Source organism: Bacillus sp. FSL K6-3149, assembly GCF_038630515.1.
Classification (GTDB): Bacteria; Bacillota; Bacilli; order Bacillales; family Bacillaceae; genus Bacillus; species Bacillus pumilus.
On record NZ_CP152034.1, the window covers coordinates 291182 to 307228 of the forward strand.

Consider the following 16047-nt stretch of genomic DNA (forward strand, 5'->3'; position numbering starts at 1 on the left):
TCAGCATCCTTTGACAAAATTCGCTGTTCGTTGAAAAAGAAAGGGAGAAAGTGAAGCTTCCTCCCCCTTTGCCATTTAAGCTTGAAACAGTGCTTCAATATGACCAATCGCCCAGTCTAAATCTGCTTTTGAAATGGTCAGTGGTGGTGCAAAACGGATGACTGTTTCATGAGTTTCCTTACATAACAAACCTGCTTGCTTCAGCTTTTCACAATAAGGTCTAGCTGCCTCTGTCAGCTCCATTCCTATAAATAGTCCGCGGCCGCGCACTTCTTTAATCACAGGACTTTGAATGTGTGCCAATTTGTCTTTGAAGTATTCACCAAGCTCCATAGAGCGTGCTGCAAGCTTTTCGTCGATTAAAACATCCAGTGCAGCAAGCGACACTGCACACGCAAGAGGATTTCCTCCAAAGGTAGACCCATGAGAACCAGGGTTAAACACGCCTAAAATATCGCGGTTTGCTACAACACACGAGATTGGGAATACTCCGCCGCCTAAAGCTTTCCCAAGAATCAGCATATCTGGCTCAATGTCTTCCCAATCACACGCAAACATCTTACCTGTTCGTGCTAACCCCACTTGAATCTCATCCGCAATGAACAGCACATTTTCTTGCTCACAAAGCGTTTTGGCTTCTTTCAAGAAGCCTTCTGGCGGCATGACAATCCCCGCTTCTCCTTGAATCGGCTCAATGAGGAAAGCCGCTGTCTGTGGTGTGATCGCTTCACGTAACGCTTCAATATCTCCGTAAGGAATTAGCTTAATTCCAGGAAGCATTGGGCCGAAACCTCTTTGGTATTCTGCTTCTGAGGAAAGAGATACAGCCGTCATCGTCCTCCCATGGAAATTGCCAACACACGCAATGATTTCTGCACGATTCTCTTCGATTCCTTTCACATCATAGCCCCAGCGTCTCGCTGCTTTTACAGCGGTTTCTACAGCCTCAGCACCTGTATTCATTGGCAGTGCCATGTCTTTATTCGTCAGTTTGCAAATTTTTTCATACCAAGGACCAAGCTGATCATTATGAAAGGCTCTCGAGGTGAGCGTCACGCGGTCTGCCTGTTTTTTGAGCGCTTCAATAATGCGGGGATGGCGATGTCCTTGGTTCACTGCGGAATACGCACTCAGCATATCCATATATCGATTGCCTTCAGGGTCTGTCACCCACACTCCCTCAGCCTCTGAAATGACAATTGGCAGCGGATGATAGTTTGCCGCTCCATATTGCTCTGTTTGTTGAATCAATTCATTTGTCTGTGTCGTCATCATCTATTCCTCCTTCTGTAAGGTAGCTTCTTTCAATTGGGTTCATCTTCATCCATATGTTATGCAAGGATCGTGCCAACTTTCTGACCGCTTGATCATGGGGTCTACTTCATTAATTACGCAAAGTTTCTTTGCATACGCCAAATTTTTTAGAGGAAACCGCAAAATTTTTCATGTAAAATAGAGGTAACGTCAGGAGGTGGCGCAATTGAAAAAAGATCTGCATGCCGCAAAGCTTGAAAATGAGATTGATTTATATAAACAAATGCTCGATTTAATTGATGTCGGTGTTCATGCTATTGATGAGAATGGACATACGGTTGTTTATAATAAAAAAATGATGGAGATCGAGTCTTTAAAACGCTCAGATGTTCTCCATAAAAATGTACTCGATTTCTTCGCCTTTCAAGATGAGATGCACAGTACACTTGTCCAAGCGCTGCGTACCGGGAAACAAACCGTACATGCCAAGCAGACGTATCATAATTACAACGGAAAAGAAATCACAACGATTAACCATACATACCCACTCGTTCGAGATGGTCTCATTCAAGGGGCAGTTGAAATTTCGAATGATGTGACCAAGCTGGAACGGCTGATTCATCACAATATGAAGAAAAAAGGAAGCACCCGCTTTACCTTCGATTCTATTATTGGACAAAGCCCTGCCTTTTTAGAGGTGATTGAGCATGCGAAACGAGCGACACGCACCTCTTCCTATGTGCTCATTGTTGGCGAAACTGGGACTGGGAAAGAGCTGTTTGCTCAAAGCATTCATAACGGCAGCAGCCGGTCATCTGGACCTTTTATTACTCAAAATTGTGCGGCACTGCCTGATAATTTGATTGAAAGCCTGCTCTTTGGTACACAAAAAGGGGCTTTTACGGGAGCAGCTGATCAGCCTGGCTTATTTGAGCAGGCGCAAGGAGGAACCTTGCTTTTAGATGAGATCAACTCACTAAATCCTCATCTTCAAGCAAAACTATTGCGCGTCTTACAGGAGAAACGTGTGAGAAGGCTAGGAAGCACAAAGGAAATTGCTGTTGATGTAAGAGTGATTGCCAATATGAATGAGGACCCTGTGGATGCAATCGCAGGTGGACGCATGCGCAAGGATTTATTTTATCGTCTCGGTATTGTCACCTTATTTATTCCGCCGCTTTCTGAACGAAAAGAGGACATTCCTACGTTTGTGAATCATTTTATTCAAAAATATAATGAGCTGTTTCAAATGAAGGTGAAGACGGCTGATGAAGAGGTACTTGCCCTTTTTAAGGCGTATCATTGGCCAGGCAATGTAAGAGAACTTGAGCATGTGATTGAGGCGGGGATGAATATGATGATGGATGAAGACGACTTAAGCATGCATCACCTTCCCTATCATTTTAGATTTAAGCACGGGGAAGCCCGTCCTAAGGCGCAATTGCAAACAAATTCTTTGCAGCAAACCGCAGCTGCTGACACCTTTGTGTATACAAGCCCTGAACAGACGACTGATTTCCAAACCCAAATGGAGCGGTTCGAAAAGCAATACATCGTCCATTACTTAGAAAAAATGGACGATAATATTTCACAGACTGCAAAGTTATTGGGCATGAGCAGGCAAAGTCTGCAATATCGAATGAAAAAGCTACATATTTCTCTTCAATAATAGAGCTGTGCCATCATCCGGCACAGCTTATTGTGTATCTGACTGTTCTGCTGGTTTTTGCAGCACATCACCGAGCAGATTTTCTACATTTTTCAAATGCGTAAGCATCGCTTTCTCTGCTTCTTCTGGCTGCCTTGCAACGATGGCTTTGTAAATTTGTTCATGTTCTTCGTAAAGCTTCCGAATGGAGGCTTTCGTTGAGAATAACACGACTTTTCTCGTTTCCCGCATCGTTTCTACTAACAAGGATGAGACTTGATTCATTAACACCTTTAATACATCATTCTTCGAGGCTTTGGCTAAGGCGAGATGGAAGATAAGATCTGCCTCTTCACCAATTTCTTCATGGGCTTCTGCCAGCTTCATTTGTTCGAGTGCATCACGCAGCTGATGTAGGTCATCGTCCGTCCGAAGCAGCGCCGCCTTTTTGACAGCACCTGTTTCAATAATGGTTCTCACTTCAAGGAGCTGCCTGACATCATGCTGCTTCATTAAAAATGCAGGAGATAAAGAAAATGCGAGCTGTTCAGGATCGAACTGCTTCACATATGTGCCTTCTCCTTGTTTCATCTCTATTAATCCGATCGCTTTGAGAGCAGACAGCGCCTCTCTCACAGCGGAACGGCTGACTTGAAAGCTTTCTGAGAGCGATTGAACCGAATCTAATTTTTCTCCCGGAAGAAGCTCACCAGTGCGAATCGATTCGATTAATGCATCCGCAATTTCTTCATATATTTTTTTGGTTTTGATTTGTTTATATTTCAATTGGTCTCACCTCATCACTGTTGTCTACCCTTTTCGGCTCATGCCCTATCTTATACTTTACCCCAAAATTTCCGTTCACACGTCTCCCCGATTTAATTTTCAAAAAATCTTCTGTATGCCTCGCTTTCAACTAAAAAAGCACCTGCCATGTTTCTGGCAAGTACTTCTTTTTAATCATAGCGCTTCCGCAGTGTAGATGATGGAAGATTCATTTGTTCACGATATTTCGCAATGGTTCTGCGCGACACTCGGATGCCAAAGGTTTGCTGTAGCTGCGTCATCATTTGCTGATCTGAATACGGTTTTTTCTTATTTTCTGTTTGGATCAGCTCTGCGATGTACGTCTTGACTGTATAGCTGGACGCCTCTTCCAGCGAGGGTCCTTCTAGCTTTGCTTGGAAAAATTGCTTCATTTCCATGAGGCCATAAGGGGTTTGCACCATTTTCCCTTTCACCGTTCGACTGACTGTTGACTCATGCACTTGCAATATATCTGCGATCCGCTTCATCGTAAGCGGTTTCATTTTATGTTTCCCTGTAAGGAAAAAATCTGTCTGGTGTAAGATAATCTCACGAACGACATGGGTCATCGTTTGTTTTCTTTGCTTCAGCGCTTGGACAAGCCAATTGTACTGCTGCTCTTTTTCCTTTAGATACACATATGCTTCATGCCGCTTTCGGTCTTGAATCATGGCGAAGTATCCTTCATTCATTTCAACGTCTGGGAAAGCGCGCCGATTCAGCTCAAATGTGATGTGGTCCTGCACGACAGTAATCGTCACATCCGGCTCTATATACACATGGTCTTCTTCGTATGAGAAATGGATGCCGGGTCTTGGTTCAAGCTGCGACACCTCATCTTGTACCGCTTGAAGTGTTTTCATGGAAATGCCTGTTTTCGCCGCGATTTCCTTCCAAGCCTTTCTTGCAAAGAGAAAGAAGTGCTCATCAATGATCAGCTCGGCTTCATACCAGCGCTCCTTTTTTCTTCTCAGCTGAAGCAGGATGCATTCTTGTAAAGATCTTGCGCCAATACCGGCAGGCTCTAGCGATTGAAGCTGATGAAGGACGGCTTCTACTTCTTCAGCTGACACCTTTAAGACAGCTGCCATCTCGTCAACCGGTTCATTTAAATAGCCATTGGAATCAATGGACTCGATCATAAAGTGAAAGATCCTTTGATTCTTTTCACTTAGATTTAAATCAAGGGCTTGCTTCTTTAAATACATTTGCAGGCTTTCTTTTTGATGCGTTCGATACGGCTCTGTCATTCGATCTTGAGATTTTTTATGATAAACTGGTTGATAGCTGTCCGTGTCTTTCCGCTCAATCAGAGGGTTCTCAAGCGCTAACTGGTCAAGATACTCGCCAAGCTCAGTGCTATTCAGCTGGAGCAATGTAATGGCCTGCCTGAGTTCTGGTGTGAGCACCTGCTTTAATACCTGTTCTTGTTGCAGATTAAGGCTCATTGTCTCCCCTCCCTCTCATCATTTTACATGAAGATTGACGGACCGTATATAAGAAATAGGAGTGATCCCCATGTCTGAACTTTTTTCCGTTCCATACTTTGTTGACAACTTGAAACAACACATCGCCATGAATCAAAATGAAGACAAGATTCATGCCATGAATGCCTATTACCGCTCAGTGGTGTCAACGCTTGTACAAGACCAGCTGACCAAAAATGCTGTGGTTTTGAAGCGAATTCAGCACCTTGATGAGGCGTATCAAAAGGTGAAAAAAGAAAGCGAATGAACGAAAAAGAACACCCTTTGTCACGATGGCAAAGGGTGTTTTTCATTTGCAAAAAGCTTCCGATCCAGCCTTGATTTGTACATCATCAAAAAGCCAGAACGTCCTACAGTATAGATGATAAAAGCAAACCATAATCCGTGATTGTGCCAAATAGGCGTAACTGCTGCTTGAACAACGATAAACAAGATCATCGCAAACAGCATCGAATTTCTGACAGGGGCAATTTCTGTCGCACCTGTAAATACGCCGTATATGACCAAACCGAAACAAGCGGCAAACGGATAGAGAACGAGCCAGTCTGCATAGCCTAATGTCACATCAAGAAGCCGGGGAAGATTTGTAAACAAGCCCAAGATCGGCTCTTTTAAGAGGAAATAAACCGACGCAATGACGCATGCCATGACAAGTGCCCACTGCCTTGAAAGGGTTAAGGTTCTCTCATAAAGGGTGCGGTCATTTGCACCAACTGATCTGCCCACAAGGATGCTGGATGCATTGGCAAAACCATCGAACAAATAAGCCATGATGTAGTGAATTTGAAATAAGATGGCATTGGCCGCAAGCATTTCTGTTCCAAAAGAAGCACCTTTTGCTGTAAACATGTTAATCACGACAAGGAGACAAATCGTCCGAATAAACAAATCTTTATTCACATGAAACATTTTCTGCACTGCCTGTGTATCCATGATTTTCTTAATAGAAGGCATTTGGAACCCGTTTTTTGAATGCTTCATGATGATCCATGCGCCTAATACAAAGGCGGTTAATTCAGATATCAATGTCGCAGCCGCCACCCCTTTGACTGCAAACGAAAACACATGAACAAGCAGAAGGGCAAGGACCATATTCATGACATTGATCAAGATTTGTAAAGAGAGGGCTTCTTTCATTTTTGCCATTCCCATCAGCCAGCCTAATATCACATAATTCATCAAGGTAAACGGCGCACCCCAAATCCGAATATGAAAATAATCTGCTGCAAATTGCCGAACATCCGCAGAGGGAGAGATCACTAGAAAAGCAGATTGAATAATGGGCCATTGCAGGGCAATAAAACAAAGGCCAACAATGATGGCGATTAAAAAGGGTCTCAGAAAAGCAAGTACACCCTGCTCTTCACTTTGCGCCCCGTTTGCTTGAGCGGCAAAAGCAGATGTACTCACCCGCAAAAAACCAAAGAGCCAATAGAGTGTACTGAAAATGAGACTGCCAACTGCGACGCCTCCAATATAAGCGGGATTGGCAAGCTGACCGACAACTGCTGTATCAACAGCTCCAAGTAATGGAGTGGTCATCGTTGAGATGGTTAAAGGAATGGCTAAAGCTAAATACGCTCGATGGTTCACGATGCCACCTGCCTTTCATGAAAAATAGCCTCTCTAAAAGAGGCATTGATGAAATGAAGATTTATCGAACCGGTCTGCCAATTGTTCGAGACAAAGGATGGTCTGCGAGCATTGCATCTCTCATCTTTTGCACCGCTTTCTCTTCTGATGAAAAGAAATCATCCTTTGATCGAAATTGAGCAACAAGTTCACCTTGATCTAATATCGCCAATTGATCACTTAAGTGATAGGCTGCCGTCATATCATGCGTAATAAATAAGTAAGCGACACCTAGTTCCTTCTTTAATTCTACTAATAAATCTAAAATGACACCCTGTGTGACCATGTCTAAGCTGCTGACGGATTCATCCAGTACGACGAGCTTTGGCTGCAGCAATAAGGCTCTTGCAATGTTGATTCTTTGCAGCTGGCCGCCGCTGAATTGATGCGGATATTTAGACAAGTCCTTTTCACTGAGCCCGACTCTTTCCAGCCAATGGATCAGCACGCTTTTGCGTTCTTTTCGGCTCATGGTTTCATAGTTTTCAAACGGCTCGGATAAAATTTGTTCGACTGTCCACCTTGGATTTACCGCCGAGTACGAATCTTGAAACACCGCTTGCACATGCCGGCGATAATGTTTGCGTGTTCTTTGATCTGCACAATATATATCCTGCCCTTCAAAAAGGACCTGACCGGCTTTTGGCTTCTCTAGACCAAGTATGATACGGCCTAGCGTGCTTTTCCCTGCACCGCTTTGCCCCAGCAATCCGACGCACGTGCCTTCTTCAATGATTAAATTGACGCCGTTTAAGACTTGATCTGCGCCTTTTCTTCTCATCAGAAACGACCGGCTGTTGTATGAATGACTAACTGCTTTCACTTCTAATAAATGCAAGGACCTTCTCACCTCAAATCGGGCAAACAGCTGGGATGGATGGACGAGCTGCTAATAGTTTCTTTGTATAATCATGCTTGGGGTTTTCAAAAAGCTCAAGCACTTCTGCTTTTTCAACCATTTCTCCCTGTCTCATGACAACAACCTGATCTGCCATTTCTGCAATGACGCCAAGATCGTGAGTAATGAGCAAGATGGCAGTTCCATAGTCATGACGAATTTGGTTCAGATGCTCCAGCACCAGCTTCTGCGTGTGTACATCTAAAGCAGTTGTTGGTTCATCTGCTATGAGGAGAGGCGGGTGCATACAGGCAGCCATGGCAATCATGACACGCTGCAGCATGCCGCCGCTTAGTTCAAAGGGATACTTGTTTAACAGCTTGTCTGGCTGCGGCAGATTCATCTGCGCTAACGCATCGACTGCCTTCGCTTTTGCCTGCCTTTTACTGACAGCGGTATGCCGGCGGATGGTTTCAATCAGCTGATGACCGATCGTCCATACTGGCGTAAAGCTGTTCATTGGATTTTGCATGATATATGAGATGTCCTTGCCCCGAATAGAACGCATATCCCTTTCACTCAGACCGATCAATTCTCGTCCTTGAAGTGTGATGCTACCAGTGACATCGGTTGTTTTTCGGTCAAGCATATGTAAGATCGACATACTTGTCACCGTTTTCCCGCAGCCGCTCTCACCTATTAATCCAACGATTTGACCTCGCCCTACTTCAAACGATACGTCCTGAATAAGAGAGGTTGTTCCATAAGGCGTTTTCGTCTGCACATGCAGGTTCTCTATTTGTAAAATGGACTCTTGCACATTGATCATTCCTTTACACACGGCGTTTGATACCATATTTCTCTGAAAGGGCTTCTCCTAGTAAATTAAAGAGGACGACGACAGCCATGATGACAAGACCTGGATACAGCATCAACTGAGGATTTGTTTGAATATACGATTTCCCTTCATGGATCATCGCTCCCCATTCAGGCATAGGAGGCTGAACGCCTAATCCGAGAAAGGACATCGCAGAAATGTCCATAATCGCCCAGCCCATTTCAAGTGTGCCAATGACCGCGAGTGGCGGCAGGACATTTGGAATCATATGCTTTCTCATGATGTTCCAGTGGGATGTCCCGCTGATTTTCGCAGCGGCAATAAAGTTCTGTTCTTTTAAACTCAGCACCATTCCTCGGAAGACGCGAGCATAGTATACCCACTGCACAAGCATCAAGGCAAGCACTACTTGAGAAAGTCCAGGACCGAAGATGCCGACTAATCCGAGGATCAGCACCAGGTTCGGGAATGCCATGATCCCGTCGCAGATTCTCATTAAGACGTGATCGATCCAGCCACCTTTGTAACCTGACAACAAACCAACGATTAACCCAATCAATAAAGAAGAGAGAAAGATTAATAACGCACAGCCTAGTGAAACACGTGCACCATATAAAATTCGAGATAAATTGCATCGGCCTAATTGATCTGTCCCAAGAGGATACTCCCACGAAGACCCCTTTAGCTTCATCGCTAGATTGACAGCCGCCGGATCATGTGGAGCGATCCACGGCGCACATATTGTCACAATCAGCAATAGACCAAGGAGCACCACGCAGATCGAGATCAGCTTTTGATGAGAGAAGAGATATTTTCCTTTTGTCATCATGACTGGCGGCCTTCCTTTCTGGAAATACGGGGGTCAATGATCAGCTGAAGTAAGTCCACAATCAAGCTGCTCAAGATAAAGATACATGCTGCCATGAGGACATAGAATTGAATGACCGGCAGATCCCGGTTAAAGATCGCTTCAATAAAGAAGCGTCCAAACCCTGGCCATGAAAAAACTGCCTCTACGATAATGGTTCCTGTCAGCAGCTTGCCAAGATTCACCCCAAGCCCTGTCAGCATTGGCGATATCGCGATTCTCAATACATGCTTGAACATGATCGACCGTTCCTTTAATCCTCTGATTCTCGCATATTGAACAAACGGCTCTTGAAGCGCCTCACCCACACTTGATCGTAATAGCCTTGTATACATTGCAATTAAAGGGACTGCCAGTGTGACCGACGGCAGAATGAGATGCTCCCATGTTCCCACCCCTTCAACCGGTAGAAGATCGAGCTTCACCGAAAAAAAGAAGATGAGCAAATACCCCAAGACAAATGTCGGGATAGATGCTCCTAAGAAAGAAATGAGCCGGCTCACATGATCAACGATGCCATTTTTCCTCATGCCGCTGAAAAAACCGAGTGGAATGCTGACACAAATTGCAATCAGTAGACTAGTCAGCGCCAATTGAATCGTCGCTGGTATTCTATAGATCACCTCATTGAGCACAGGCTGGTTGGACATATATGACTTGCCAAAATCAAGATGAATGACTTTTTCAATGGTGTGAAGATACTGCATATAAAACGGTTGGTCTAAACCAAATTCACTTCGTTTTTGCGCTAATATTTCATCCGTTGGCTGGATATGAGCCGCTGCTAAATATGCCTCAGCCGGGTCGACTGGCGAAAGGTGAATCATACCAGTCGTGAAAAGAGTGGCTAATAAAAATACAGGGATGATTGATAGCATGCGTTTGACGATATAGCGGCCCATTTCCTAACCTTCCTTCTATTACTTCAGCTTAATACCTGTGAATGGATGTTCGTCGCGATTTGCTGGGAACTCAAAGTCCTTCACATTTTTTTGATAAACGGCTGTCTTTTTAAAATAAGAGATTGGCACAATTGCCCCTTGATCCTGTAATGAAGATAAGACAGACGAATAAAGTGCTTTTCGTTTGTTTTCATTGGTTGTTGATGGAATTTCGCTCATTTCTTTGATCAGCTTGTCCTTATTTGGATAGGCTGAAATGGCTTCTTTGAATCCAAAACCATCTGATGAGACGACGTTCATAAATGTATGCGGATCATATGGCGCTCCGTAGTTGCTAAAGAAGTTCATATCAAACTTATTAGCTTTAAAGCGCTGCACCTGTGTTGCCAGCTCCACACCTTCAAGTTTGACACCAACGCCAATGGCACCCCATTCTGCTTGAAGCGTCTCAGCCATCGCTTTTTGAATCGATTCTGCTGAATCATACATCATACTAAATTCAAGCGTTTTTCCATCTTTTTCACGAACGGTTTTTCCTTTTGGTAGTGTCCAGCCTGCTTCATCCAGCAATGCTTTCGCTTTGTCTACATCATATTGGAACGACTTCACCTTAATATCAGAAGTGTAAGGCATGTTGGTCGGCAATATGTGATCTGCTTCATCCTCTAAGCCAGAGGTGACACCTTCGACCATTGATTTCTTATTCATAGCATATTGAAGGGCATGGCGCACTTTCTCATCTGACAGCTGATCCACTTTTGTGTTCATGACAAGCTGTCTCGTTGCAACTGGCTCTGACATTTTCGTTTCGTACTTACCGCTCGCCTCTAGCTGTTTGTAGGCATCAAGGCTAATGGTTCCTTCTCCGTAAAGGACGTCTACATCACCTTTTTCAAATGCCATGACTCTCGTTTCCGCATCTGGGATGACCTTGACTTTGATTTCTTTGACCTTTGGTTTTTCTCCCCAATAATGATCATTTCGTTCGAAAATGGCATAGTCATCTTTTTGATATGTTTTTAATACCCAAGGGCCTGTCCCCACTGGTTTTTCAATTCCTTTTGACGTATCTCCGTTTTTAGGGAAGCCTGCTTCGCCTAAGAAACGAACTGGGCGGACAACGGCTAATTCTTGAACAGTTGGATAATATGGCTCTGTTAATGTGAGTTTAAACGTTTTCTTGTCTACTGCTTCTGTCTTTTTGATTTTTTTTATCACACCTAACCAGCTATGTATATCCTTGTTTTTTAAGATGGAATCAAAGTTCTTTTTCACAATGTTTGCATTAAACTCAGATCCATCTGAAAATGTCACTTTGTCTCTTAAATGGAACGTGTACACCTTTCCATCCTTTGACACATCCCATGATTTCGCTAATTCAGGTTTTAGCTTTCCATTCTTTTGATAGCTGACCAATGGCTCATAAATCATTGATTGCGCGAACAATTGTGATGGGTTGTATACGTGCGGATTCATTTCGCCAATATCTCTCGGCCAAGCCATCGTGATCATGTCAGGATGATCCTTGTTTCCATCTGCTCCATTGTTTGCTTGAGAGCAGCCTACTAATAAAAAGATAAGTAAAAATGTAAACACAGTATTTATTTTAATTTTCGGAAAAAATTGGCTCCAAATAGACATAAGATGTTCCTCCTAATTGATGCTGATAATCATTTTCATTTTAAGGAGGAACAACCCCGTTGTCAATAACATATTTAAAACGATATGACAACAAAAAATCCTAATTATTCCATTAGTTGATGAATTTGATAAAAAGAGAGGCAGGCTGCTTACAAGTGAGCAGCCTGTGAAGAGGTGAAGTTTTTTTCTCGCAGGGCATGACGAAGTGTGTCAATGATACGATCCTGTTCAGCGTCTGTCATACTTGTTCCAGAGGGGAGACAAAGCCCTGTTTCAAATAACAATTCAGATACGGGAGTGCCTTTCGCCGCTGAATAAAAGGGACAATCACGAAAGAGCGGCTGCTCGTGCAGCGGTTTCCATACACGTCTTGCTTCAATCTGTTCTTCTTCTAGTGCAGCAATAATGTCCACTGGAGAGGTATTTTTATCGCGATCAATAGTCAATGTCGTCAGCCAGCGGTTGGACTTGGTGTCTTGATATTCAGGCATGAAATAAAGACCCTCTACTTTAGATAACGCCTCCTGATAACGCCTGAAAATGCGGCGCTTTTGTTCAACACGCTCGTCCAATATTTCCATCTGAGCAATCCCGACGCCTGCTAGCAGGTTGCTCATGCGATAGTTGTATCCTATCTCTTGATGCTCATAATGCATCGCGCGTTCTCTAGCCTGTGAAGCGAGAAAGCGGCAGCGTTCGATCGCAGCTTCATCATCACTCACAAGCATTCCGCCGCCTGATGTTGTAATGATTTTATTTCCATTAAACGAATAGACACCGAACCTGCCCATTGAGCCGCTTTTTTTTCCTTTATATAGAGAGCCTAACGATTCAGCCGCATCCTCAATGACTGGTACATCATATGCTTCACACAACGCCAGAATCTCGTCCATTTTTGCGCTTTGTCCATATAAATGCACGACAATGACAGCACGGGGTCTTTTTCCAAGTCGTTTTGATTCCACAAATGCCTTTTCTAAAGCAATCGGGCACATATTCCATGTATCCCTTTCAGAATCAATAAAAACGGGTGTCGCTTGTTCATATAAAATCGGATTTGCAGTTGCAACAAATGTGAGGGTGGAACAAAAGACAATGTCCCCTTTTTGAACGCCAATAAGCTTTAAGGCGAGGTGAATTGCTGCTGTTCCAGAAGATAAAGCCGCTCCTGCATCCACTCCTGCATAGCGCGCAACTGCCTGCTCAAATTCATTCACAAGAGGTCCAAGCGGTGCAATCCAGTTGCTCTTGAAGGCTTCCTCTATTTTCAAATACTCTTTTCCGCTCATATGCGGTGGTGATAAGTAAATTCGTTTCCTTTCTTGCATCATTTCCCACCCTCTCGCCGATCTTTGATTTCTATTGCAGGAATGCCTACAGCGACTTTCTGATCGTGTATATCTCTTGTTACTGCGGCTCCTGCGCCAATGAGTGTCCAGCTTCCGATCGATGTCCCGGGTATCACAACAGCACCTGCTCCAATATGTGTACCCATTCGTACAGACACACAGCCAGTTAACACTGCTCCCGGTGACAGATGGACAAACGATTCCAGTATACAGTCATGCTCTACGATAGATCCTGTGTTGATAATCGCATGTTCACCGATTGCTGCATCTGCTTGAACTACTGCCCTTGCCATAACGACAGCTCCTCTTCCAATGACTGCTGATGGACTTACGACCGCCTGTGGATGGATGAGTGTGGCAAATGCCGTGTTTTCAAAGGAGAGGCGTTCCTTTACTAACTGTCTGCTCTCATTTTGTCCGATCGCAATCAGCCATTTCATATGTGGCATTGTCTCTCTCAGCTGTTGACTCATGGAGATCGGTCCATACAAGATACTGCTTTGAGTCGTCGTCTCTTCAAATTGATCATCTAATACGGCACATAATGAGTAATTGGGATGGGCAGCAATCATTTCTTGAATGACTTTGCTATGCCCGCCATCCCCAATTAAACCAATCGGTTGCTCTTTACATATCAGTTCCTTTGAATTTTTCAGCTGTGGCATGATGCGGCTGCTGCACCCCCTCTGTTTTGATGACTTTCAGCAAGGTCATCCATAAAATTTTCATATCAAGCCAAAATGATTGATGCTCGACGTACCAGAGGTCATAGGTGAATTTCTCCTCCCAGGAGATCGTGTTCCTTCCATTCACCTGTGCCCATCCAGTAATGCCAGGCTTGACAAGATGGCGCCTTGCTTGCTCCTCTGTATACATCGGCAAATACTCCATCAGAAGCGGCCTTGGTCCAACGAGACTGAGCTCTCCTTTTAGGACATTGACTAGCTGCGGCAATTCATCAAGACTGAGCTTGCGAATCAATGCGCCCGTTTTAGTTAATCGTAGATGATCTGGCAGGAGCACCCCTTGCTCGTCACGTTCATCGGTCATCGTCCGAAATTTATATAGCATAAATGGCCGGCCATACAGACCAGGCCGCTTCTGCCGAAACAACACAGGCGTCCCAATTTTCCACCGAATCAGTCCATAAAGCAGAGGAAAAAGAAGACTGCCTGCGATGAGCAGCGTCAATGCCACCATCACATCTAACATTCTTTTCATCATGAAATCTCCTTATCTCACTAGCGGGAAACAGCTTGTTTTACCTTGTGCACCAGCTGCTGCCGCTCTCGTTTTGTTCCTGCAAATTGATACAAGTAGCCCATATAGAGAAAGAAACATAGACCGCCAATACAAAACAGCTCCCACCAGGACGTCACGTCATAAATCGCTTGAATTCCTGCACAGACGCCCCAAACCATGAGCGCTCCTGCAAGTGGAACCATCGTATGTTTGTAAAAGATGGTGCGTTTCTGATTCGTGATGCGGGCCGTATAAAATGGCAGAAACACGATATTTTTGATCAATAAAACAATCGCTCCCGCTGATGCAATGCCGTATAAACCAAGCTGAAGCGTATGAGTCAATCCATAGGCAAAAAGCACATTGGATACACCTAATATGAGCGTGACCACCGCTGGAACCTTCAATCGATTAAAAGCGGTCGGCACATATGTCAGCGGTAAAAACATCAAGGTCAAGCATAAATAAGCAGCATGAATCATGAGAAGCCATTTCAGCTCTTCAAAGGCAGGTCCAAGCCATAAAAGCATGAGCGGACCGGCAAGTCCTCCTAGCAGAGCGGCCGGAAACGCGACAAATAATCCGCTCCACTTAATGGCACTGGCTGCATATTGGATGAGACCGTCTTCATCTTGATTCGAGTAAAATTTCGTAATCGTTGGGGCAAACACAACCGCCAATGTCCCTGCGAGTGTGCGTAATAATAATGGAAATTGTAATATCGCCGCATACTGTCCCGTCGCTTCCGCTCCAATGAGCAGATTGGTCATCAATAAATCAATCTGTAAAAATAGTAAAATCCCCATTTGCTCAAAAGAATGCCAGACCCCTGATCGAACAAGTGTGAGACTAGAAGATAGTGAAACGTGCCGCCACTTAAACGAAAACCAAGGAATAAGCTTTTTAAAATAATAGATACCCATTCCCATAGCCGCCAAGCTTCCTATCACAGCCGCAAGTGGAATATGCCAGATGGCTGGTGCCGTCCATGTAAACAGCAGCACAATCATCAGTGCCCTCAAAAACATTTGAATGGCCTGACCAATACTTGATACATATAACTTATTCGCATAAAACGGCGCAGCCCCAATGCCGGACATGACAAAATTGAGCATAAATAAAAGACCCCCTAATATAAAGGCGGTCTGTGTGTCTTTTGCGAGATAAATAGGCACATGAAGCCACTCTACCAGCTGGCGGGACATGAATAGACAAAACAGAAAAAGGCTAATCGATAAAAAAATGGAACTGACGAAATAAGATGAGAGATAGCGCTGCGCCTTCTCCATTTCCCCTTTATGAGCCGCCACAGAAAAAAAGCGCACCACCACAGCACTTAATGACGCCGTAATAACCGATAAATAGTTGATCATATTTTGCGTCAGATGGATTAAGCCGAATGCTTCGACTCCAAGTGTATGAACGATGTACGGTGTTAAACAAACAGACATAAGCATCATCAAGACAAACGTCATGATGTTTGCACTGGCATTGTAAAGAAACGCTCGATTCATTTTGATTTCACGCAGCGTGTAAAAGCC

Annotated in this window: 15 protein-coding genes; 2 read left to right on the forward strand and 13 right to left on the reverse strand. The window is 44.2% G+C overall.

The genetic code is table 11. From position 1 onward, the window contains the following. Nucleotides 1-75: 75 nt before the first annotated feature. Nucleotides 76-1272: an ornithine--oxo-acid transaminase gene (locus tag MHB83_RS01590; protein ID WP_137054387.1), complete on the reverse strand. Its 1197-nt coding sequence runs from the start codon at nucleotides 1270-1272 to the stop codon at nucleotides 76-78. A gap of 208 nt (nucleotides 1273-1480) precedes the next feature. Between MHB83_RS01590 and MHB83_RS01595 the strand changes: the two genes are divergently transcribed. Continuing rightward, nucleotides 1481-2923 carry a sigma 54-interacting transcriptional regulator gene (locus MHB83_RS01595; protein WP_342496569.1) on the forward strand — a complete coding sequence of 481 codons (1443 nt, stop codon included), beginning with the start codon at nucleotides 1481-1483 and terminating at the stop codon, nucleotides 2921-2923. A gap of 27 nt (nucleotides 2924-2950) precedes the next feature. On the opposite strand, the gene MHB83_RS01600 is transcribed toward MHB83_RS01595, so the two are convergent. Together MHB83_RS01600 and rpoN are read right to left on the reverse strand one after the other, a co-directional pair. After that, entirely contained in the window at nucleotides 2951-3688 is a 738-nt protein-coding gene (locus MHB83_RS01600; RefSeq protein ID WP_342496570.1) for a FadR/GntR family transcriptional regulator, read from the reverse strand. 170 nt (nucleotides 3689-3858) lie between these two features. Continuing rightward, nucleotides 3859-5157: an RNA polymerase factor sigma-54 gene (rpoN, locus tag MHB83_RS01605; RefSeq protein ID WP_342496571.1), complete on the reverse strand. Its 1299-nt coding sequence runs from the start codon at nucleotides 5155-5157 to the stop codon at nucleotides 3859-3861. Between the two features lie 70 nt (nucleotides 5158-5227). On the opposite strand from rpoN, the gene yvfG reads away from it, so the two are divergent. Beyond that, on the forward strand, nucleotides 5228-5443 hold the full coding sequence (gene yvfG, locus MHB83_RS01610; RefSeq protein ID WP_003213121.1) for a protein YvfG: 216 nt from the start codon (nucleotides 5228-5230) through the stop codon (nucleotides 5441-5443). Between the two features lie 20 nt (nucleotides 5444-5463). Here the strand turns inward: yvfG and MHB83_RS01615 are convergent, their stop codons facing one another. The 10 genes from MHB83_RS01615 to MHB83_RS01660 all read right to left on the reverse strand — a co-directional run bounded on the left by MHB83_RS01615 (nucleotide 5464) and on the right by MHB83_RS01660 (nucleotide 16020). Beyond that, complete coding sequence (locus tag MHB83_RS01615; protein WP_251190803.1) at nucleotides 5464-6789, reverse strand: MATE family efflux transporter; 1326 nt, start codon at nucleotides 6787-6789, stop codon at nucleotides 5464-5466. Nucleotides 6790-6850: 61 nt separating this feature from the next. Then, nucleotides 6851-7666: an ATP-binding cassette domain-containing protein gene (locus MHB83_RS01620; protein ID WP_327839796.1), complete on the reverse strand. Its 816-nt coding sequence runs from the start codon at nucleotides 7664-7666 to the stop codon at nucleotides 6851-6853. A 13-nt stretch (nucleotides 7667-7679) separates the two neighbouring features. Then, the gene (locus MHB83_RS01625) at nucleotides 7680-8495 is read right to left on the reverse strand and encodes an ABC transporter ATP-binding protein (protein ID WP_199852785.1); all 816 of its coding nucleotides are present in this window, start codon (nucleotides 8493-8495) and stop codon (nucleotides 7680-7682) included. A gap of 4 nt (nucleotides 8496-8499) precedes the next feature. Beyond that, entirely contained in the window at nucleotides 8500-9333 is an 834-nt protein-coding gene (nikC, locus tag MHB83_RS01630; RefSeq protein ID WP_003213255.1) for a nickel ABC transporter permease subunit NikC, read from the reverse strand. Then, on the reverse strand, nucleotides 9330-10274 hold the full coding sequence (gene nikB, locus MHB83_RS01635) for a nickel ABC transporter permease subunit NikB (RefSeq protein ID WP_342496572.1): 945 nt from the start codon (nucleotides 10272-10274) through the stop codon (nucleotides 9330-9332). The genes nikC and nikB overlap by 4 nt, the downstream gene beginning before the upstream one ends. An 18-nt stretch (nucleotides 10275-10292) precedes the next feature. After that, on the reverse strand, nucleotides 10293-11915 hold the full coding sequence (gene nikA / locus MHB83_RS01640) for a nickel ABC transporter substrate-binding protein (protein WP_050944217.1): 1623 nt from the start codon (nucleotides 11913-11915) through the stop codon (nucleotides 10293-10295). Between the two features lie 149 nt (nucleotides 11916-12064). After that, entirely contained in the window at nucleotides 12065-13243 is a 1179-nt protein-coding gene (locus tag MHB83_RS01645; RefSeq protein WP_137054513.1) for an aminotransferase class I/II-fold pyridoxal phosphate-dependent enzyme, read from the reverse strand. After that, the gene (locus tag MHB83_RS01650) at nucleotides 13243-13929 is read right to left on the reverse strand and encodes an acetyltransferase (RefSeq protein ID WP_340866535.1); all 687 of its coding nucleotides are present in this window, start codon (nucleotides 13927-13929) and stop codon (nucleotides 13243-13245) included. The genes MHB83_RS01645 and MHB83_RS01650 overlap by 1 nt, the downstream gene beginning before the upstream one ends. Continuing rightward, on the reverse strand, nucleotides 13892-14485 hold the full coding sequence (locus MHB83_RS01655) for a sugar transferase (RefSeq protein WP_277551681.1): 594 nt from the start codon (nucleotides 14483-14485) through the stop codon (nucleotides 13892-13894). The genes MHB83_RS01650 and MHB83_RS01655 overlap by 38 nt, the downstream gene beginning before the upstream one ends. Before the next feature lie 20 nt (nucleotides 14486-14505). Continuing rightward, nucleotides 14506-16020: an MATE family efflux transporter gene (locus MHB83_RS01660; protein WP_342496573.1), complete on the reverse strand. Its 1515-nt coding sequence runs from the start codon at nucleotides 16018-16020 to the stop codon at nucleotides 14506-14508. Nucleotides 16021-16047: the final 27 nt, after the last annotated feature.